At 69.0% G+C, this 22,049-nt stretch carries 7 protein-coding genes; 6 read left to right on the top strand and 1 reads right to left on the bottom strand.

Annotation, left to right across the window (positions count from 1 at the left end; translation table 11 throughout):
• Positions 1-364 precede the first annotated feature (364 nt).
• The 3 genes from AB0M63_RS14350 (at position 365) to mfd (ending at position 7,495) form a co-directional block, all read left to right on the top strand.
• Entirely contained in the window at positions 365-1,153 is a 789-nt protein-coding gene (locus AB0M63_RS14350; protein ID WP_355908331.1) for an ABC transporter ATP-binding protein, read from the top strand.
• On the top strand, positions 1,150-3,723 hold the full coding sequence (locus AB0M63_RS14345; protein ID WP_366019573.1) for an FtsX-like permease family protein: 2,574 nt from the start codon (positions 1,150-1,152) through the stop codon (positions 3,721-3,723). Before AB0M63_RS14350 ends, AB0M63_RS14345 begins: the two co-directional genes overlap by 4 nt.
• 241 nt (positions 3,724-3,964) lie before the next feature.
• Positions 3,965-7,495, top strand: coding sequence for a transcription-repair coupling factor (mfd, locus tag AB0M63_RS14340; protein ID WP_355908336.1), 3,531 nt, complete (start codon positions 3,965-3,967; stop codon positions 7,493-7,495).
• A gap of 569 nt (positions 7,496-8,064) precedes the next feature.
• On the opposite strand, the gene AB0M63_RS14335 is transcribed toward mfd, so the two are convergent.
• Positions 8,065-8,646 carry a TetR/AcrR family transcriptional regulator gene (locus AB0M63_RS14335; protein WP_366019572.1) on the bottom strand — a complete coding sequence of 194 codons (582 nt, stop codon included), beginning with the start codon at positions 8,644-8,646 and terminating at the stop codon, positions 8,065-8,067.
• Positions 8,647-8,830: 184 nt separating this feature from the next.
• Here AB0M63_RS14335 and AB0M63_RS14330 point away from each other — a divergent pair, with 184 nt between their 5' ends.
• The 3 genes from AB0M63_RS14330 (at position 8,831) to AB0M63_RS14320 (ending at position 22,032) form a co-directional block, all read left to right on the top strand.
• Complete coding sequence (locus AB0M63_RS14330; RefSeq protein WP_366019928.1) at positions 8,831-9,691, top strand: hypothetical protein; 861 nt, start codon at positions 8,831-8,833, stop codon at positions 9,689-9,691.
• 247 nt (positions 9,692-9,938) lie between these two features.
• Positions 9,939-10,661 (top strand): HNH endonuclease family protein, encoded by a 723-nt coding sequence (locus AB0M63_RS14325; protein ID WP_355908677.1) that lies wholly within the window; start codon positions 9,939-9,941, stop codon positions 10,659-10,661.
• A 310-nt stretch (positions 10,662-10,971) separates the two neighbouring features.
• On the top strand, positions 10,972-22,032 hold the full coding sequence (locus AB0M63_RS14320) for a LamG-like jellyroll fold domain-containing protein (protein ID WP_366019571.1): 11,061 nt from the start codon (positions 10,972-10,974) through the stop codon (positions 22,030-22,032).
• The last annotated feature ends 17 nt before the right edge of the window (positions 22,033-22,049 follow it).

The following is a 22,049-nucleotide window of genomic DNA, read 5'->3' as shown; positions in this document are numbered from 1 at the left end:
TCCCCCCTGCATCTACTTCCCCCTGCATCTATCTGCCGTACGACACTCTCCCACTTGACCCGCACATGGCGGCAGGGTGGACCGGACCCCGAGATCAGCTCCACCCGGAGGTGGACATCCCTTAGGGGTGCCTCCCCACTACGGCCCGGGTTCGGCTCGTGCTGCCGGAGGACGAGATGGGCGCGGGGCGTCCTTAACCTGGCTTTATGCCGCTGGGGGGCGGCATACCGAACCGGCGGGGGTGGGGTTTTCCCCAGGAAAAGACTGCGCTGAGCACCAGCGCGCAGGACCCCCTCCCGCCACCAGACTCGTCGACGTAAGAACTTCCTACGTTTCACCCGCTGAGCGACTTAGGAGACATACCGTGACATCGGCTGTGACCATTCCCAGGCACGGGGGCGCTGGAGGGCGTACGGCCGTTGCCGCGCGAGCGCGGCAGGTCGTCAAGGCCTACGGGGCCGGGGAAACCCGCGTCGTCGCCCTCGACCATGTCGACGTGGACATCGCCCGCGGCCAGTTCACCGCGATCATGGGCCCCTCGGGGTCCGGCAAGTCCACCCTCATGCACTGCCTCGCCGGGCTCGACACCGTGACCTCCGGGCAGATCTACCTCGACGAGACCGAGATCACCGGCCTCAAGGACAAGAAGCTCACCCAACTGCGCCGGGACCGGATCGGCTTCATCTTCCAGGCGTACAACCTGCTGCCGACGCTGAACGCGCTGGAGAACATCACCCTCCCCATGGACATAGCCGGCCGCAAGCCCGACAAGGGCTGGCTGGCGCAGGTCGTGGAGACGGTCGGGCTGTCCAGCCGGCTCAAGCACCGGCCGGGCCAGCTCTCCGGCGGTCAGCAGCAACGCGTCGCCGTGGCACGGGCGTTGGCGGCCCGCCCCGAGATCATCTTCGGCGACGAGCCGACCGGAAACCTCGACTCCCGTGCGGGCGCCGAGGTGTTGGGCTTCCTGCGGCGCTCCGTGGACGAGCTGGGCCAGACCATCGTGATGGTCACCCACGACCCGGTGGCCGCCTCGTACGCGGACCGTGTGCTGTACCTCGCGGACGGCCGGATCGTCGACGAGATGTTCAAGCCGACCGCCGACACCGTCCTCGACCGTATGAAGGACTTCGACGCGCGGGGGCGTACGTCATGACCGTCCTCAAGACATCGAGGCGTAACTTCTTCGCGCACAAAGGGCGGATGGCGCTCTCGGCGATAGCCGTGCTGCTGTCGGTGGCGTTCGTGTGCGGGACGCTGGTGTTCACCGACACGATGAACACGACCTTCGACAAGCTCTTCGCGGCCACCGCCTCCGACGTGACGGTGATGCCGAAGGCGGCCAAGAGCGACGGCAGCACCCCGCAGAACGGACTGCCCGAGTCGCTGCCGGCCTCCGTGCTGGCGCAGGCGAAGAAGGCCCAGGGCGTCAAGTCCGTCGAGGGCGGCGTCAGTTCGATGAACGTGACGGTCGTCAACAGCGCCAACAAGAACATGGGCTCGTCGACCGGCGCGCCCACCATCGCGGGCAACTGGACGAAGAACGACCTGCGTTCGATGGAGATCACCTCCGGACACGCCCCGCGCGGCCCGACCGAGACGATGGTCGACGCCGACACCGCCGACAAGCACCACCTGAAGATGGGCGACTCGCTGCGCACCATCTCGCAGACCGGTGACTTCACCGCGAAGATCGTCGGCATCGCCACCTTCAAGGTGACCAACCCCGGTGCGGCCGTCGTCTACTTCGACACCGCCACCGCCCAGCGCGAACTCCTCGGCGCCACCGGCCGGTTCACCCAGCTCGGCGTCACCGCCGAGGCCGGCGTCTCCGACACCCAGCTCAAGCAGAACGTGGCCCAGACCCTCGCCGCGTCGGGGTCGTACAAGATCCAGACGGCCAAGGAGAACGCCGACGAGAACCGTCAGGGCGTCGGCCAGTTCATGAACGTCATCAAGTACGCCATGCTCGGCTTCGCCGGGATCGCGTTCCTGGTGGGCATCTTCCTGATCATCAACACCTTCTCGATGCTGGTCGCCCAGCGGACCCGCGAGATCGGCCTGATGCGGGCGATCGGCTCCTCCCGCAGGCAGGTCAACGGTTCGGTGCTGGTCGAGGCGACCCTGCTCGGGATCGTCGGATCCGTCCTCGGTGTCGGCGCCGGTGTCGGGATCGCCGTAGGCCTGATGAAGCTGATGAGCGCGGCGGGCATGGACCTGTCGACACGGGACCTGACCGTGAAGTGGACCACTCCGGTGCTCGGCCTGCTCCTCGGCGTGATCGTCACCGTCCTCGCCGCCTACCTCCCGGCCCGCCGGGCCGGCAAGGTCTCCCCGATGGCCGCGCTGCGCGACGCCGGTACCCCGGCCGACGGCAGGGCCGGCTGGGTGCGCGGCCTGATCGGTCTCGTCCTGACGAGCGCCGGCATCGCCGCCCTGTTCGCGGCGGCCTCCGCCAAGAAGGCGACGGACGGTTCGCTGGTCCTCGGCGCAGGTGTCGTGCTCTCCCTGATCGGCTTCGTCATCATCGGCCCGCTGCTCGCCAACGGCGTGGTCCGGGTGATCAGCGTCGTACTCCTGCGGGCCTTCGGACCGGTGGGACGCCTGGCCGAACGCAACGCGCTCCGCAACCCCCGTCGTACGGGTGCCACGGGTGCGGCCCTGATGATCGGCCTCGCACTGGTCGCCTGCCTCTCGGTGGTCGGCTCCTCGATGGTCGCCTCGGCGACCAGCGAACTCGACAAGTCCGTGGGCGCCGACTTCATCGTCCAGGGCAACCAGCGGATCGTGCCGCAGGCGGAGAAGGCGATGGAACAGTCGCCGGACCTCGTCCACGTCACCCGCTACAAGGACATCGACGCCACGCTCACCTCGCCCGACGGCCAGCAGGACACCGACGGCCTCACTGCCGCCGACCCGTCCTACGCCCAGGACCTGCGCCGCGCCACCACGGCCGGCGACCTGTCCGCCGCCTACGGCACCAACGCGATGTCGGTCGGCTCCAAGTACGCCAAGAAGCACGGCGTCCACGTCGGCGACACCATCTCCGTCGCCTTCAAGGGCGGCTCGACGGCCAAGCTCAAGGTCGCGGCCATCACGGACGACGACGTCGCCATCGACCAGGGCGCCCGCTACACCAGCATCGCGACCATGCAGAAGTACCTCCCGGCCGACAAGGTCCCGCCGAACGAGATCATGTTCGCCAAGGCCAAGGACGGCCAGGAGAAGCAGGCGTACGCGGCCCTGAAGAAGGCCATGGACCCGTACCCGCAGTACCAGGTGCGCGACCAGACCGACTACAAGCAGGAACTGAAGGACCAGATCGGCCAGCTCCTGAACATGGTCTACGGCCTGCTCGCCCTCGCGATCATCGTCGCGGTCCTGGGTGTCGTGAACACCCTGGCCCTCTCGGTGGTCGAACGCACCCGCGAGATCGGCCTCATGCGAGCGATCGGCATGTCCCGCCGCCAGCTCCGCCGGATGATCCGCATGGAGTCGGTCGTGATCGCCCTCTTCGGAGCGCTGCTCGGCCTGGGGCTGGGGATGGGCTGGGGCGCCACGGCCCAGCAGCTCCTCGCGCTGGAGGGGCTGAAGGTCCTGGAGATCCCCTGGGGCACGATCATCGCGGTCTTCATCGGGTCCGCGTTCGTGGGACTGTTCGCGGCTCTGATCCCGGCGTTCCGGGCGGGCCGGATGAACGTCCTGAACGCGATCGCGACCGAATAGCCACCGCCTACGGGGGACCGGCCCCGGCGCCGAGAAGTCACGGGGGACTTCTCGGCGCCGGGGTCTTTCGGTGTCGGTAAACGGGCGGGTGGGCGTTTTTCTGCAGCACAGGGCGCCGGGAAAGCGGGGGTTGTCCACAGGCCCGGCGTTCGGCAGCGCGCCGACGTACGCTGGATACCCCCCGGCCGCCACCCGCGTCGGGCCCTTCGTGTTGCCCACCCCCGGATGGAAGCGCCCCTCCATGAGCCTGCACGGTCTGCTCGACGCCGTAGTCAAGGACCCCGCCCTCGCGGAAGCGACCAAGGCGGCGACAGACGGCAACCGCATGCACGTCGACCTGGTCGGGCCCCCGGCGACCCGCCCCTTCGCCGTCGCCGCGCTGGCCCGCGAGACCGGCCGTACCGTCCTCGCGGTGACCGCGACCGGCCGCGAGGCGGAGGACCTCGCCGCTGCCCTGCGCTCGCTGCTCCCGCCGGACGGCGTCGTGGAGTACCCCTCCTGGGAGACGCTTCCGCACGAGCGCCTGAGCCCGCGCAGCGACACCGTGGGCCGCCGCCTCGCCGTGCTGCGCCGCCTGGCCCACCCCACCGCCGACGACCCGGAGACGGGCCCGGTCTCCGTCGTCGTAGCGCCCGTGCGGTCGGTGCTGCAACCGCAGGTCAAGGGACTTGGAGAGCTGGAGCCGGTCGCCCTGAAGACCGGCAGGACCGCCGACCTGAACGCGGTGGTGGACGCCCTCGGTGCCGCCGCCTACGCGCGCGTGGAGCTGGTCGAGAGACGCGGCGAGTTCGCCGTGCGCGGCGGCATCCTGGACGTGTTCCCGCCCACCGAGGAACACCCGCTGCGCGTCGAGTTCTGGGGCGACGACGTCGAGGAGATCCGCTACTTCAAGGTCGCCGACCAGCGCTCCCTGGAGGTCGCCGAACACGGCCTGTGGGCACCCCCCTGCCGTGAACTCCTGTTGACGGAAGACGTCCGCACGCGTGCGCGTGCCCTCGCCGAGGCGCACCCCGAGCTGGGCGAGCTGCTGGGCAAGATCGCCGAGGGGATCGCGGTCGAGGGCATGGAGTCTCTCGCCCCCGTCCTCGTCGACGACATGGAGCTGCTGCTCGACATCCTGCCCAAGGGCGCGATGGCCGTCGTCTGCGATCCCGAGCGGGTACGCACGCGTGCCGCCGACCTCGTAGCGACGTCCCAGGAGTTCCTCCAGGCCTCCTGGGCGGCCACCGCGGGCGGCGGCGAGGCGCCCATCGACGTCGACGCGGCCTCCCTGTGGTCCATCGCCGACGTCCGGGAGCGGGCGCGCGAGCTGGACATGATGTGGTGGTCGGTGTCGCCGTTCGCCGCGGACGAGGAGCTGTCCGCCGACACCCTCAAGCTGGGCATGCACGCCCCGGAGACCTACCGCGGCGACACCGCGAAGGCCCTCGCGGACACCAAGGGCTGGCTCGCGGACGGCTGGCGCACGGTCTTCGTGACCGAGGCCCACGGCCCCGCCGCGCGCACGGTCGAGGTCCTCGGCACGGAGGGCGTCGCGGCCCGCCTGGAGACGGACCTCGGCGAGATCGCCCCCTCCGTGGTGCACGTGGCGACCGGCTCGATCGACTACGGCTTCGTCGACACGGCGCTGAAGCTCGCCGTCCTCACGGAGACCGACCTCTCCGGGCAGAAGGCCGCCGGCAAGGACGGCGCCCGGATGCCGGCCCGCCGCCGCAAGACCATCGACCCGCTCACCCTGGAGGCGGGCGACTACATCGTCCACGAGCAGCACGGTGTGGGCCGCTACATCGAGATGGTGCAGCGCACGGTGCAGGGCGCCACCCGCGAGTACCTGGTCGTCGAGTACGCCCCCGCCAAGCGCGGCCAGCCCGGCGACCGCCTGTACATCCCCACCGACCAACTGGAGCAGATCACCAAGTACGTCGGCGGCGAGGCCCCCACCCTGCACCGGCTGGGCGGCGCCGACTGGACGAAGACCAAGGCGCGCGCCAAGAAGGCCGTCAAGGAGATCGCGGCCGACCTCATCAAGCTGTACTCGGCCCGGATGGCGGCCCCGGGGCACACCTTCGGCCCGGACACGCCCTGGCAGCGCGAGCTGGAGGACGCCTTCCCGTACGCGGAGACGCCCGACCAGCTGACCACCATCGCCGAGGTCAAGGACGACATGGAGAAGTCGGTCCCGATGGACCGGCTGGTCTGCGGCGACGTCGGCTACGGCAAGACCGAGATCGCGGTCCGGGCCGCCTTCAAGGCGGTCCAGGACGGCAAGCAGGTCGCGGTCCTGGTCCCGACCACCCTCCTTGTGCAGCAGCACTTCGGGACGTTCAGCGAGCGGTACTCGCAATTCCCGGTCAACGTAAGGGCATTGTCGCGCTTCCAGACCGACACCGAGGCGAAGGCGACTCTGGAGGGCCTGCGGGAGGGCGCGGTCGACGTCGTCATCGGTACGCACCGACTCTTCTCCTCCGAGACCAAGTTCAAGGATCTCGGTCTGGTCATCGTCGACGAGGAGCAGCGCTTCGGCGTCGAGCACAAGGAGCAGCTGAAGAAGCTGCGCGCCAACGTCGACGTGCTGACGATGTCCGCCACCCCGATCCCCCGAACCCTGGAGATGGCGGTGACGGGCATCCGCGAGATGTCCACGATCACGACGCCCCCGGAGGAGCGTCACCCGGTGCTGACGTTCGTCGGTCCCTACGAGGAGAAGCAGATCGGCGCCGCGATCCGCCGTGAACTCCTGCGCGAGGGCCAGGTCTTCTACATCCACAACCGGGTCGAGTCGATCGACCGCGCGGCGGCCCGGCTGCGCGAGATCGTCCCGGAGGCGCGCATCGCCACGGCCCACGGCCAGATGTCGGAGCAGTCGCTGGAGCAGGTGGTCGTCGACTTCTGGGAGAAGAAGTTCGACGTCCTGGTGTCGACGACGATCGTCGAGTCCGGCATCGACATCTCCAACGCGAACACGCTGATCGTCGAACGAGGCGACAACTTCGGCCTCTCCCAACTCCACCAGCTCCGCGGCCGGGTGGGCCGAGGCCGCGAACGCGGCTACGCGTACTTCCTCTACCCCCCGGAGAAGCCCCTCACGGAGACGGCCCACGAGCGCCTGGCCACCATCGCCCAGCACACGGAGATGGGCGCGGGCATGTACGTGGCCATGAAGGACCTCGAAATCCGGGGCGCGGGCAACCTGTTGGGCGGCGAGCAGTCCGGCCACATCGCGGGCGTCGGCTTCGACCTGTACGTCCGCATGGTCGGCGAGGCGGTCGCCGACTACCGCGCCTCCCTGGAGGGCGGTGTCGAGGAGGAGCCGCCCCTGGAGGTCAAGATCGAGCTCCCGGTCGACGCCCACGTCCCGCACGACTACGCCCCCGGCGAGCGCCTGCGCCTGGCGGCCTACCGCTCCATCGCCTCCGCCAACACGGAGGAGGACATCAAGGCCGTACGCGAGGAACTCACCGACCGCTACGGCAAGTTGCCCGAACCGGTGGAGAACCTGCTGCTCGTGGCGGGCCTGCGCATGCTCGCCCGCGCCTGCGGCGTCGGCGACATCGTCCTCCAGGGCACCAACATCCGCTTCGCCCCGGTGGAGTTGCGCGAGTCCCAGGAACTCCGCCTCAAGCGCCTCTACCCCGGCACCGTCATCAAGCCGGCCGCCCACCAGGTACTGGTACCCCGCCCGAAGACGGCGAAGGTGGGCGGGAAGCCGTTGGTCGGGCGGGAGTTGCTGGGATGGGTCGGGGAGTTCCTGGCGTCGATCCTGGGGTCGTAGGCCCTGTCGCGGAAACCCAGGTCGCGCGCCTGGTCCGTCGTCACGGGCCTGGCGCGCACCTCGGGCGTCACGTACTGGTTGTGCCGCCTGGCTTTGCGACCTGGCTTTGCCGTCCGGTTCTGCGACCTGGTTCTGCCGCTCGGTTCTGCGACCTGGCTCTGCTGCCCGGTTCCGTCGTCACGGGCCTGGTGCGCGCCTCGGGCGCCACGTACCGGTTCTGCGGCCCGGTTCTGCCGCCCGGTTCCGCGACCCGGGTTCCGCGATCCGGTTCCGCGACCCCGGTTCCGCGACCCGGTTCCGCGACCCGGTTCTGCCGCCCGGTTCTGCGACCCGGTTCCGCGACCCGGTTCTGCGACCTGGCTCTGCCGCCCGGTTCCGCGACCCGGTTCTGCCACCGGTTCCGCGACCCAGTTCCGCCGCCCGGTTCCGCGACCCGGCTCTGCCGCCCGGTTCTGCCGTCAGGTTCTGCGACCCGGCTTTGCGACCCGGCTTTGCGACCCGGTTCCGCCGCCCGGTCCCGCCACCGTAAGTTCCAGGAGCGGCCAGTACGCGACCCCGCCTGAGCCTCCTCACTCCGCCGCGCGGAACAGCATCGACGCCAGCCCCCGGAACACCTCCTCCGGATCCCGCTCACCCACCGCGCCGTCCAGGTTGTGGCCGAGCAGCAGCGTCGCGAAGCCGTGGGCCAGGGACCACGCGGCGACACCGGCGAGGCGGGCGTCCGGGCCGCGGCCTTCCGGCGGTACGGCGGACACGGCATGGCGCAGGGCGTCGGTGGCGAGGGCGCGGGCCGTGGTGAGTTCGAGGTCGCCCTCGCGCAGCAGCTCGGGGGCGAACATCACCTGGAAGTGCGCCGGATGCTCGCGTGCGAAGCGCACATATCGCACGCCCGCGTCCTTCAGATCCTCCGCCTCCCCGACCGCACCCGCCAGCAGCCCGAATCCCTCCGCCGCGATCGCCGTCAACAGCCCGGTGCGGTCCTTGAAGTGATGCGCCGGCGCCGCGTGCGAGACACCGGCACGGCGGGCGAGGTCACGCAGGCTCAGCGCGGAGGGACCGTCGGCGGCGATGACGTCGAGCGCGGCGGTGAGGACGGCGCGGCGCAGATCGCCGTGGTGGTAGGGGCTCTTGGCGGACTTGGTCGTACTCATGCCCAGCAGCCTACGCCGAATCTAGGCATTGACAAGTTGGAGTCGGTCGGGCAATCTTGTCAGTGTCAAGTTGTGCGACGGCCGGGATGCGAACGGGAGTCTGCTCATGTCGGAAAAGGTTCGTGGAGTCGAGACGCCGATCGAAGCGGGGGAGGCTGGCGAGGCTGGGGCAGTGGGGGAAGCGATGGAGCTGGGCCGTGTGCGCCAGCTCTGGCACCTGCTGGAACCCCTGCACGCGCTGCTGTATTACGCGCCGGAGGTCTTCGAGGAGGCCGCCGCACTCGGATACGGCACCGAGGAGCGCTGGCCGAGCTACTTCCCGCTGCGCGCCGCCCCGTTGGGCCCGGTCGGTGCCGAGCGCGTGACCTCCGCCTTCTACAGCTTCAGCCCCCGCATGGTCGCCGAGCACATCGACCCGGCGTGGAGCATCGCGAGCCCGGACGCCGTGCTGAAGGCGAGGCTGCGCGGAATGGACCGGGCCTACCGCGCGATATTCGGCGACCGCGTCGACAGCCCCGAGCCGGCGGAGGCCGCCGCCCTCGCCCGCCGCGCCGCCGAGGCGGCCACTACCGCGGGCCGCCCCCTCGCCGCGGCCAACGCCGAGTTGGACTGGCCCGCGGAGCCCCACCTCCAGTTGTGGCAGGCGGCGACGATCCTGCGCGAACACCGGGGCGACGGCCACCTCGCCGCCCTTCTCGTCGCAGGCCTCGACCCCGTCGAATCCCTGGTCTCCTTCGCCGCGATCGGTGCCGCCTCCGTCCAGCGCTTCGAGAGCCGGGGCTGGAGCCCGGAGGAGTGGACGGCGGCACGCCGACGCCTCGTAGCCCGGGGGCTGATGGACGACACCGGCACGGCGACGAGGGCGGGCCGAGACCTGCGCCAGGAGGTCGAGCGCCACACCGACCAACTGGCCGCCGCACCCTGGCAGTTGCTCGGCAAGGCCGGCACCGACCGACTCGCCGACCTGCTGGGCGAGTTCTGGGTCGCCGCACTCGGTTCCGGGCTGCTGCCCTCGGAGTCGACACTGGGCATCGGGAAGGTCTGACGAGGAGTCCGGGGGAGTCCAGGGGAGTCCGGGGGCCCGGGAAGTCCGAGGGAGGAGCCGGGGGGAGGAGGGGGCGTGGAGAGGAGGTGTCTCTCTCGGCCCGACGGCGAGGATGCGCCCTGGTTGCATGCCATGCGCCCTATAGGCCCCATATGGTCGTGGCATCTCCGTCGCTAACGTGGGCACCAGGTCACTGTCCGCCCCCATAGGGGCGGGGGCCGGGTGAGCAAGGGGAGGGGCGCACGTGATGCGTCTGAGGGGTGGGGCGGCAGTCGCCGCTTTGGTCATGTTGTCCGTCGCCGGATGCAAGCAGGACACCACGGGAACCTCCGGGCCCGAGGCGCCGGCCACCACGGGTTCCGGCGGGGGCGCGGCCCTGACCGCCGCCGAGTCCCTGACGGTGAAGGGCCGGGCGCCGAAGACCGGTTACTCCCGCGAGCGGTTCGGCACCGCCTGGGCGGACACGGACTCCAACAGTTGCGACACCAGGGACGACATCCTCAAACGGGACCTGAAGCAGGTGAAGTTCACCGACGGCGACTGCAAGGTGTCGTACGGCGTCCTCCAGTCCGACCCGTACTCGGGCAAGGAGGTCACCTACCGCCGCGGTCGCAGCCTCGTCGACATCGACCACCTTGTCGCCCTCTCCGACGCCTGGCAGAAGGGGGCCAAGTACTGGGATGCCAGCAAGCGCATAGCCCTCGCCAACGACCCCCTCAACCTCCTCACCGTCGACGCGAGCGCCAACCGCAGCAAGGGGGACGGCGACACGGCGACCTGGGTGCCGTCCAACAAGGCGTACCGGTGCACCTATGTCGCCGCGCAGGTCGCCGTGAAGAAGAAGTACGGGCTGTGGGTCACCTCGGCGGAGAAGGCCGCGATGGTGAAGGTCCTCTCCACCTGCTCCAAGCAGGCTCTTCCGACCGGGGGCAACCCGACGAACGCACCGGCGAGGTTCCACGCAAGTTGATCGCCCGGCGTGTCCCGGGCGTGTCCCGGTGAATACCACGTACGGGATGTGAAGTTCTTCCCCGCTCAAGTCGATGTATCAGCAAAGGAATACACAAGCGGCAAACGGATATGTGTGGCAACTCGGGTGGGTTTACCGGGTAATGGTCAAGATCGAACCATGATCGCTCCTTGGGTCTGTTCGATCTCTGTGAGTGATGGGCAAGATCTGTGCGTTTCTGTGACTCCTCTGTCAGGGCCTGGTCAACCGGCAACTGACGGCGAGGTCCGCTCAGTTGTGCCCTCGCCCACCGACCGTTGGAGTCCCCGCCGTGCGCATTCGGCCTGCTCGCCGTGTCCGCTCCCCCCGCCGTACGCGGCGCGCCCGTCGCGGTGTCGCCGTACTGCTGCTGACCGCGCTCGCCCTGATGCTGACCACGCAGCAGGCGCTGGCCGAAGGGGTCGAACTGCACGCCGTGGACGTCTCGTTGCCGAGCCTGTCCTCGCTCACGGCCTGGCTGAAGGACCCGCACTGGGGCAGGCTGCCGGGGGAGAAGTCGGGTACGGCGGCGGGGAAGCGGCACCACGTCCCCGCCTCGGTCACCGAGGCACACCAGGGCGCGGGCCGTAAGCCCGGAAAGGGCAAGGGCGAACTCGCCGCGTACCACGCGCACCAGGCGTCGGTGAAGCGGGGGAAGAGCGCAGCGGGTGGGACAGGTTTCAACGCCAGGACGAGCAAGCGGGACGCGGGCAAGTCCTCGCGGACCGACACGGTGTTCGACAACGCCGACGGCTCCGTCACCAGACAGATCTCGCCCACGCCCGTCAACTACCAGGTCGGCAAGGGCAAATGGGCGCCCATCGACGTGGATGTGCGGGCCGGGCCCGACGGGCGCTGGCAGGAGAAGGCCAACTCCGTCGACGTCGACTTCGCGGCCAAGGCCGACGACTCCACGCTCGTCTCGCTCGCCCCGGACGCACAGCACTCCGTCTCCTACGCGCTGAAGGGCGCCCAGGCGGTCGAGGGCACCGCCGACGGTTCGCTCCTCACCTACGCCGGCGTCCTCACCGACACCGATCTCCAGGTCGCCCCCACCGCCACCGGCGTGAAGGAAGCGGTCGTCCTGCACTCGGCGGACGCCGGGAACTCCTGGACCTTCCCGCTCCACCTCAAGGGACTCACCCCCGTCCAGAACAAGGACGGCTCGATCGTCCTGCGCGACGCCGCGGGCAAGACCGTAGAGCGCGTCCCTTCGTCGTACGCCTACGACTCGAAGGTCGATCCGCGCTCCGGTGACCCGACCACCACGCACGACGTCACGACGACCCTCGTGCGGGACGGCAGTGGCTACGCGCTCAGGATCACGCTCGACGACGCCTGGCTGAAGGACGCGCACCGCGTCTTCCCGGTGACCGTCGACCCGACCGTCACCGACGGCTGGACCACCACCTACGCGGAGTCGGGCTCGGACGCGACGGGCGACCACTCCTACGAGCAGACGATCAAGGTCGGTTCGTACGACTCGGGCACGCACTCCGCGGCGAGCTATGTCAACCACTGGGACACCGCCTGGGACGACAGCGGTCTGACGGTCACCGCGGCGAAGCTGGAGCTGTTCGACACCTGGGCCGCGACCTGCACCGCCGAGCGTTTCGACGTCGCCCTCGTCACCCACGCCTGGACGCCCGAGGGCGTCACCAGCTACCCCGGACCGACCTACGGTTCCTCCATCGGCAACCTGACCCCGACCGTGCCGAATGCCTGCGCGAACACCGCCGCCGACCGGAGCGTGGGCGACACGGTGGACGTGACGCTGTCGACCTCGGCGATCCAGGGCTGGTTCAGCGGGACGACGGCCGACTACGGCCTCGCGCTCTACGCGTCCACCACCGACGCCCTGCACTGGAAGCAGTTCGGCTCCTTCAACGACCCCTCGCTGGGCCCGAAGCTCATCGTCACCTACACCGGGAACACCGCCCCGCAGCTCTACGAGCAGTTCCCCGCCGACAACGCGGTCGTCGGCACGACGACCCCGGAACTCACCGCGTGGGCGGGCGGCGCCAACTCCACCAGCGGCAGCGGCAACAAGTACCAGTTCAAGGTCTACGACGCGAACAACGCCCTCGTCGCCGACTCGGGCCTGCTCACCACCGGCGACTGGACCGTGCCGGCCGGAAAGCTCGCCTGGGGCAAGAGCTACAACTGGGAAGTACAGGCGTACGACGCGACGACCGGGCTCTATTCGCCCGCCGATCCCTACGAGTTGTCCGTCCAGGTGCCCCAACCCGCCATCACCTCGGGGCTGTCGCAGAACAGCAGCGACCACGGCTTCGACGCGTCCATCGGCAACTACACGACCTCCGACACGGACGCCTCGATCTCGACCGTCGGCCCGTCCCTGGACGTCGAGCGCGACTACAACTCCCGTGACCCGCGCTGGAGTGGAGCCTTCGGCGCCGGCTGGTCGTCCATCTTCGACTCGCGTGCCACCGAGCAGTACAGCGCGTCCGGCGCGGTCACCAGCGTCAACGTCACCTATCCGGACGGCTCGCAGGTCGGCTACGGCAAGAACAGCGACGGCACCTTCGCGCCGGGGACCGGCCGCTGGGCCACGTTCGCCACGGTCAGCGGCGGCGGTTACAGGCTGACCGACAAGGACGACACGGTCTACGTCTTCACCACGCTGTTGAGTACGGGCAGTTACGGACTCACCTCCGTCACGGACGCCAACGGGCGCGCTGTCGCGCTCACTTGGACCAGCGGTCATGTCACGAAGATGCAGTCCGCCGTCTCCCAGCGCTCCCTCAACCTCACCTGGTCCACCCCGAGCGGCGCCCTCGCCGCGCACGTCGCGACCGTCACCACCGACGCGGTCACCAAGGGCGACTCCACGACCGTACTGACCTGGAACTACGGTTACACGGGCGACCAGTTGACGACCGTGTGCGCCCCGCTGTCGACGACGAAGTGCACGACGTACGGGTACACGACCGGCTCGCAGTACCAGAACGCCTCCCTCGACCTCGACCCGAGCGAGGTGTGGCCGCTGAACGAGAGCTCGGGCACCACCGCGAAGGACGCGGTCCTCGCCAACGAGGGCACCAAGAACGCCACGTACGAGAACGTGACGCTCGGCGCGGCCGGCCCGCTCACCGGCTCCTCCTCCACCGCGGCCTCCTTCAACGGCACCACCTCCGACGTCGCGCTGCCGAAGAACACCGGCAACGACACCGACTCGGGCGCGCTGTCCCTGTGGTTCAAGACCTCGGCCGGACCCGGCGTGCTCTACTCCTACGCCTCCCAGCCGATCGGCTCGGGCAAGGCCGCGGGCTTCTACACGCCGTCGGTCTACGTCGGTACGGACGGCAAGCTGAACGCCGAGTTCTGGTACAGCGGCGGCATCAACCCGATCGTGTCCTCGGCGTCCGTCGCCGACGGCAAGTGGCACCACGTGGTGCTGAGCGCGGCCGGCAACTCGCAGACCCTGTTCCTGGACAACGCGAAGGTCGGCTCGCGCACCGGCACCGTCTCCATCAAGAGCGCGGTGGCCTTCGGCAAGAACCAGGTCTTCAACTACCTCGGCACCGGCTTCCTCGGCGGCAGTTGGCCCGACGAGGCGCACAGCAGCACCAGCGACGCCACCGGGTACGCGACGTACTTCAACGGCTCGATCGCCGACGCGGCCTGGTACGGACGGCCGTTGGTCGCCGCCGACGTCAACTCCCTGTACCAGTACGGCACTCACGCCACGAGCCTGCTCACCTCGGTCAAGCGCCCGTCGGGCAAGTCCTTCGCCACGATGACGTACGACCCGGCCACCACCACGCTGACCCAGCTCACCGACGAGAACGGCGGCGTCTGGAAGCTCGCCGCGCCCACCGTCACCGGCTCCAGCCAGACCTACCGGGGCGCGGTGCTCGGGGCCGCCCCGGCCGGCTACTACCGGCTCGGCGAGGCGGCGGGCGCGACCGCGGCCCTCAACGAGGTGCACGGCGGCAACGGCACGTACAGCGGGGCGACGCTCGGGGCGACGGGCCCGTTCAGCGACGCCAAGGCGACGACGTTCAACGGCAGCACCTCGTACGTCGAAGTGCCCGCCTCCGTGCTGCACGGCACCAACGACCGCAGCTACGAACTGTGGTTCAAGACCGCCGCCCAGGGCGTCATCCTCGGCGACCAGTCGGTGCCGATCTCCGGAGCGACGGCCGCCTCCGGCAGCTGGACCCCGCTCCTCTACGTCGGCACCGACAACAAACTGCACGGCCACTTCTGGGCCGGCAGCGGAAGTGGCTCCGCCGCGTTCGGCTCCACCGCCACGGTCACCGACAACACCTGGCACCATGTGGCGCTCAGCGTCTCCGGATCCACCCAGACGCTGTACGTCGACGGCGTCTCCCAGGGCACCTACTCCGGCGCCCCCAACGACCAGTCGAACAGCCACGTCTACCTCGGCGCCGGCTTCGCCAAGAGCTGGCTCGACTCCCCGGCGGACGTCAGCCACTTCACCGGTTCGATCGCCGACGCGGCCTTCTACCACTCGGCGCTCACCGCGGCCGACGTGGCCGCACACGTCGAGGCCGCCAAGAACTCCAGCGGCCTGCTCCCGGTCGAGACGGTCAAGGTGACCTCGCCGACGACGTCCACGCTGACCTACACCTACGACGTCACCAACGGCGACCGCGCGCTGACCGAGACCGACGGCCTCGGCAACAAGACCAGCTTCGGCTACGACACGGCCGGCTTCGAGCACACGGTCACCGACCCCAACGGCGCGGTCACCACCACCGGCCACGACGTCCGCGGCAACATCGTCTCCTCCACGTCCTGCCAGGACCAGGTCGCGAACAAGTGCGACACCGAGTACTACACGTACTACCCGGACGACACGACCGCCCAGTTGACGACCGCGGACCCGCGCAACGACCAGCTCCTGACGGAACGCGACGGCCGCTCCGCGTCCGCGACCGACACCACCTACCTGACGTCGTACACCTACGACTCGGCGGGCAACCAGACCGTCGTCACCGGTCCGGCCGTGCCCGGCTCACCGGGCGGCCGCGCCACGACCACCGTGTACAGCGACGGAACGAGCACCTATCCGTCCGCCGACGGCGGGGTCGTGCCCAAGGGCCTGCCGGTGAAGACCGTCAGCCCCGGTGGCGCGGTCAACTCCGTGTCCTACTTCGCCAACGGCGACGTCGCCTCCACCACGGACGCCATCGGCCTGGTCACGTCGTACACCTACGACGGTGTCGGCCAGGTCCTGAGCCAGAACGTCGTCTCCGACACCTACCCGGACGGCCTGACCACCTCCTACACGTACGACAAGAACGGCCAGGTGGTCACCGAGCAGGACCCGCGGATCACCGACCGCGTCCACGGCGCCGACCACGCCGCCGTCTCCAGCACGGTCTACGACGACGACGGCGACGTCCTCTCCCAGACCGTCGCCGACGCGCAGGGCGGCGACGCCTCACGCACCGAGACCCAGACCTACGACGCCTACGACCGGCTGCTCACCGAGTCCGACGCCAACGTCGCGGCGGGCACGTCGTACGGCAACACGACGACGTACACGTACGACACCTCCGGCAACAAGACGAAGGAGGTGACGAGCGCAGGCAACGAGACCGACTACACCTACGACGACAACGGCAACCTGCTCACCCAGGGCTTGATGTACACCGGCGACCCGGTCGCCCCGCAGACGGCCGCGCTCCTCGTCGAGTCCTCGCGGGCCTACGACCCGGCCGGACGGCTGGCGTCGATCACGGACGCGATGGGCAACAAGACGTCGTACACCTACACCGACGACGGCCTCACCGCGACGGTGAAGAAGACCAGCTCGGACGCCACCAGCACCTACGTCCTGGAGTCGGACTCCTACGACGCGGCCGGCAATCTGCTGACGCAGACCACCGACAACGGCGAGAACGTCACGCAGTACACGGTCGACGCCTCCGACCGCACCACGTCGACGACCGTCGACCCGACCGGTGTCGACCGCGTGTCGACCGTGTCGTACACCCCGGACGACCAGGTCGCGACGGAGAACGACCACGACGCGACCGGTTACGACCGCACCACCACCGACACGTACGACGACATGGGCAACCTGCTCAGCGAGACCCTGTACGGCGACGCCTCCGGACACCCCGCCGGCTGGTGGAAGTTGAACCAGACCTCAGGCCGGTCGGTCACCGACTCCTCCGGTACCGGCAACACGGCCACCGCAGGCAGCGGTGTGACCTGGTCGGACGACGCCGCGCAGTTCAGCGGCGACACCTCCGGCAACGGCGACATCGTCGCCACCAACGGCCCGGTCCTGGACACCAGCGCCTCCTACTCGGTCTCGGCGTGGGTGAAGCTGTCCGACACCTCCACCTTCCGGACCTTCGTCGCCCAGGGCGGCACCAACCGCTCCTCCTTCTACCTCCAATACGCCTCCTCTCAGGGCGTGTTCCGCCTCATCTCCCCCAACACGGACACCTCCGGGACCCCGACGTACTACAACGCCTACGCGTCCAGCGCCCCGGCCCTGAACACCTGGACCCACCTGGTCGGTGTCTTCGACGCGTCCACCGGCACCATGAACCTGTACGTCAACGGCGCCCTCGCGGGCACCGCCAACAACCCCTCCCCGTGGACCGGTTCGGGCCCGCTGTCCATCGGCGGCGCGAAGACCGCGGGCGGTGCCGTCAGCAACGTCGTCAACGGATCGACCGGCGACGTCCAGACCTACCAGCGGGCCCTGTCCTCCTCCGAGGTGTCCTCGCTCTACGGCAAGGGCCGCACCGGCGGCACGGTCGGCTCCTCGGACCAGCAGACCACCAAGTACACGTACGACAAGCGCGGCCTGCCCACGTCCATGACGGACCCGGAGCAGAACACCACCAACTACGAGTACGACCAGGCCGGCAACCTCGCGGTCACCACGGCACCGGCGGTCCAGGCCGAGCAGGACGGCATCGCCGCCAACGCGACGACCGTCCGCCCGGCAACCACCAGCGGCTTCAACACCTTCGGCGAGGCGGTCGGGGAGAAGGACCCGACCGGCCTGGTCACCGACACGGCCTACGACGCGGTCGGCAACAAGGTCAGCGAGACCCTCCCGTCGTACACCCCGGCAGGGGCCTCAACTCCCAACGCGGGCACGTCGGTCTGGACGTACGACAGCGAGGGCAACCAGACCAGCGAGACCACGCCTGGCGGCAAGACGACGTCGTACCTATACGACCAGACCGGCGACCTGGCCCAGATCACCGAGCCCGACGGCACCAAGACCCACGCCACGTACGACACGAACGGCGAGCAGCGCACGGCGACGGACGGCACGGGCGCACAGACCCAGGCGACGTACGACTACTTGGGCCGCCAGGCCACGTCGACGACTCTGGAGCGCTACCCGTCCACCCGCACCCTGACGACGCAGTACCTCTACGACGTCACGAGCGGCAACCCGTACGGCGCGCACGTGTCCTCGGTGAAAACTCCGGGCGGTGTGACCACGTCGTACGCCTACAACCGAGCGGGCGACGTCACCTCGACGACGGACGGCGCGGGCAACTCCACGTCCTACGCCTACGACTTCGAGGACAACAACACCAAGACGACGCTGTCGGACGGCAGTTACACCACCACCGACTACGACGCGAACGACAACCCGACGGCGACCCGCAGCTACGACCCCATCGGCACCTACCTGTACGGCACTTCGCAGCAGTACGACGGCAACGGCAACCTCACCTCGGCCACCGACGCCAACCAGCACACCACGCGCTGGACCTACGACGCGGCGGGCACGATCACCCAGCAAGTGGAGCCGGTCGACGCGACGACGTCGATCACCACGTCCTTCGGCTACGACGCGGCGGGCAACCGCACCCGCTTCACGGACGGCCGGGGCAACTCCTGGCGCTACGGCTACACCCCCTGGGGCCAGCAGGAGAAGGTGATCGAGCCGACCACGTCCCAGTACTCGTCGGACGCCGACTCGACGACGACCTTCGCCTACGACGCCGACGGCAACGTCACCTCGGCCACCGCGCCCGGCGGAGTCACGACGTCGATGACGTACGACGACAACGACCAGTTGAAGACGCTGTCCGGCGCGGGCGCGGAAGCGGCCACGGCGAAACACAGCTTCAACTACGACGCGGACGGCCGGGTCACCTCGGCGGACACGGACGAGTCGGGCACCACGGGTGCCGTCGACCACCAGGCCTCCACGCACGACGCGTTCACCTACGACGACCGCGGCGACGTCCTGACCGCCTCGGGTTCGGCGGGCTCGTCCAACTTCACCTACAACGACGACGGTTCGATGCTGAGCCGCACGGACGCGGCCGGCACCCAGTCGTACGGCTACGACACGGCGGGCCGCCTGTCCTCCCTGGACGACGCGGCAAGCGGCACCCATCTCACCTACACCTACGACCAGTTGAACGACATCAAGACCATCAAGTACGGCAGCACCGGCCAGACCCGCACGTTCAGCTACAACAGCGCCCACGAACTGTCGAACGACGTCCTGGCACAGGGCACCACGACCCTGTCGAGTTTCGCCTACGGCTACGACAACAACGGCAACCTGACGTCGAAGACGACGACGGGCGTGACGGGCGCGTCCGCGAACACATACGCGTACGACTGGTCGGACCGCCTCACCTCGTGGAACAACGGCACCACCACGACGGCATACGCCTACGACGCCTCGGGCAACCGGGTGCGGTCCGGAGCGGACGTCTACACATACGACGCCCGAGACCAGTTGACCTCGGACGGCACCAACTCCTATGCCTACTCGGCACGAGGCACGATGACCCAGGAGTCATCGACGTCCGGCACGGGCGCCTTCAAGGCGGACGCGTTCGGCGACCAGATCGTGGCGGGCACCCAGTCGTACACGCTGGACGCGCTGGGCCGGAACATCACGGACACGGACACGGGCACGACGTCGACCCGTACCTTCGCCTACTCGGGCGCGGACAACACGATCGCGACGGACGGGGACGCGGCGTACACGTACGACCCGGGCGGCGGCCTGGTAGGCATCAAACAGACGGGCTCGTCGTCGGGTGCCTTGGCCCTGACGGACCTGCACGACGACGTGGTGGGAACCTTCACCTCAGGCGCGACCTCCCTCTCGGGCTCGGCGACGTACGACCCCCTCGGCAAGGTGACGGCGATCGCGTCCCTGATCGGCCACCTGGGCTTCCAGTCGGGCTGGACGGAACCGGGCACGGGCGACGTCGGCACGGCATCCCGCTGGTACAACCCGGACACGGGCCAGTTCCTGAACAAGGACAGCTCCTCGCAGGACGCGACCCCGGACTCGGTGGCGGCGAACCCCTTCGCCTACGTCGACGACAACCCGCTGGTGGGCAACGACCCGTCGGGCCACTGCTCCTGGTGGACCGGTTCGTGCGAGGCGAAGGCCGTCAAGCACGTTGCCAAGAAGGTCAAGCACGCGGTCCACAAGGTCTACCACGCGGCCAAGAAGGTGGCCCGCAAGGTCGTCCACGCGGTGAAGCACGCGGCCCACAAGGTCGTGCACCAGGTGCACGACGTGTACCGGGCGACGGTCCGAGTAACGAGGCGGGTCTACCACTACACGGTCAGACACGTAAAACGCGTCTATCACGCGGCAGTTCATGCGGTGCATACGGCGTACCACAAGGTCTCGAAGGTGGCGCATCGCGTAGTCCACGCGGTGAAGAAGGCGGCCCACAAGGTCGCCCACACAGTGAAGAAGGCGGCGAAGGCGGTAGCCCACGCGACCCGAACCGCCTACCACGCAACGGTCAAGGCGGTGAAGACGACCGCGAAGTTCGTCAAGAACCACGCGGCGGCGATCACATCGATCGTGGTCTCCACGGCGGTCTTCGCCGGCTGCGAGGCGGCGACGTGGGGCGTAGGCACGATCGGCTGCGCGGCACTGGCGGGCGCGGCCGGCTCCCTGGTGGAGCAGGGCTTCAAGTGCGCGCAGAACGGCGGCGGGGACTGCAGCGCGGGGGCGTTCGCGGGCTCGGCGGTCGAGGGCGCGGTCACTGGCGCCCTGGGCGGCGCGCTCGGTTCGCTGGGCGGCAAGCTGCTGGCGAAGGCGGCGCCCAAGGCGATGGAGGTCGTCGGGGGGCTGTTCGGCAAGGGGGCGACTGAGGCTGGGGAGTCCGGGGCGGCGGATGCCACGGATGAGGCGGCTTCTGCGGCGGAATCTGAGGGGGCGGGGTCACATTCCCAGTCCCAGTCGGAGGAGGCAGGCGAGAGCGAGTCGGGGTCGTCCTGCAAGATCGGCAAACCCCGGACACACAGTTTCACCGGCTCGACGCGAGTGTTGATGGCTGACGGTTCGACGAAGGCGATCGACCAGGTACGGGTGGGTGACACGATCGCCAACTCGGTGCCGGGGGTTGCAGGTACGGAGGCACACGCGGTCACCGCGGTGATCGTGACGCACACGGACCACGACTTCGTGGACTTGACGATCAAGGCAACGGCTGAGGCAGCCGCAAAGCAGGGAGCGAAGGCGGGCGCGAAGGCGGCTACGAAGTCCCTGGCCAAGAAGGTCGCCCGCAAGGCGGCGTTCGGGCTGGCGGCCTCGGCGGCGGTGCTGGGCGCGCTGGGAGCGAGCCACGGTCATGGTTCCGACCCGGCGCCGGTGGCCAAGACGGTCGCGGCGGTCTCCTCGGCGGTAGCCGGACAGGATGCCAGGGCGACTGCCGGTCGTGCGTCGGACGCGCAGGGCGCACACCTGACGACCACCTTCCACCACCCCTTCTACGACGAGACCCAGTCGGCCTTCGTCGAGGGCAAGGACCTGAAGGCCGGCGACGTCCTCCAGACCCCGACCGGCACGGCCGAGGTCACCGGGGTTCGGCTGTACCACGCGAACACCACTACCTACGACCTGACCATTGGAAGCCTCCATACGTACTATGTGGAAGCCGGGAACACCCCTGTCCTGGTCCACAACTGTGGTGATGACCCTGAATACGGCGAACTTGACGAACACGGTCGGGCGACCGGCGTAAGGGCGCGTCTAACCAAGGACAATATCGGTGGAAAGACCGACCCTCAGGTTGATCCGGCTGGATGGGAGAGCGGTAAGGGCTACAACCGGGCACACTTGCTCGGTGCGCAGTTGGGTGGCTCGAATAAGCTTCCGGAGAATTTCGTTACCATGCACGCTTATGCGAACTCTCCGATAATGAGAGGCGTCGAGAATAGGGTTGCGGCGGCGGTGAAGGGGGGCGAAATAGTCGACTACAGTGTTCGACCCATCTATGAAGGAGACAATCCGCTTCCTCTGGCTGTCATCATCAGAGCGACGGGGGATCAAGGTCTATCGATAGCAAAGGTGGTCATGAATAGATCCAAGGCGGATTGGTTGTGATGTCGTTCGGTCGAAAA

Source organism: Streptomyces sp. NPDC051576 (genome assembly GCF_040681835.1).
Lineage (GTDB): Bacteria > Actinomycetota > Actinomycetes > Streptomycetales > Streptomycetaceae > Streptomyces.
The sequence above is the reverse complement of the archived record's forward strand: the minus strand, read 5'-3'. Positions and strand labels throughout refer to the sequence as shown.

Excerpts from the sequence above, each read along its gene's own strand:
- mfd (WP_355908336.1), top strand. The coding sequence starts at position 3,965 with ATGAGCCTGCACGGTCTGCTCGACGCCGTAGTCAAGGACCCCGCCCTC.
- AB0M63_RS14330 (WP_366019928.1), top strand. The coding sequence starts at position 8,831 with ATGGAGCTGGGCCGTGTGCGCCAGCTCTGGCACCTGCTGGAACCCCTG.
- AB0M63_RS14325 (WP_355908677.1), top strand. The coding sequence starts at position 9,939 with ATGCGTCTGAGGGGTGGGGCGGCAGTCGCCGCTTTGGTCATGTTGTCC.
- AB0M63_RS14345 (WP_366019573.1), top strand. The coding sequence starts at position 1,150 with ATGACCGTCCTCAAGACATCGAGGCGTAACTTCTTCGCGCACAAAGGG.
- AB0M63_RS14335 (WP_366019572.1), bottom strand. The coding sequence starts at position 8,646 with ATGAGTACGACCAAGTCCGCCAAGAGCCCCTACCACCACGGCGATCTG.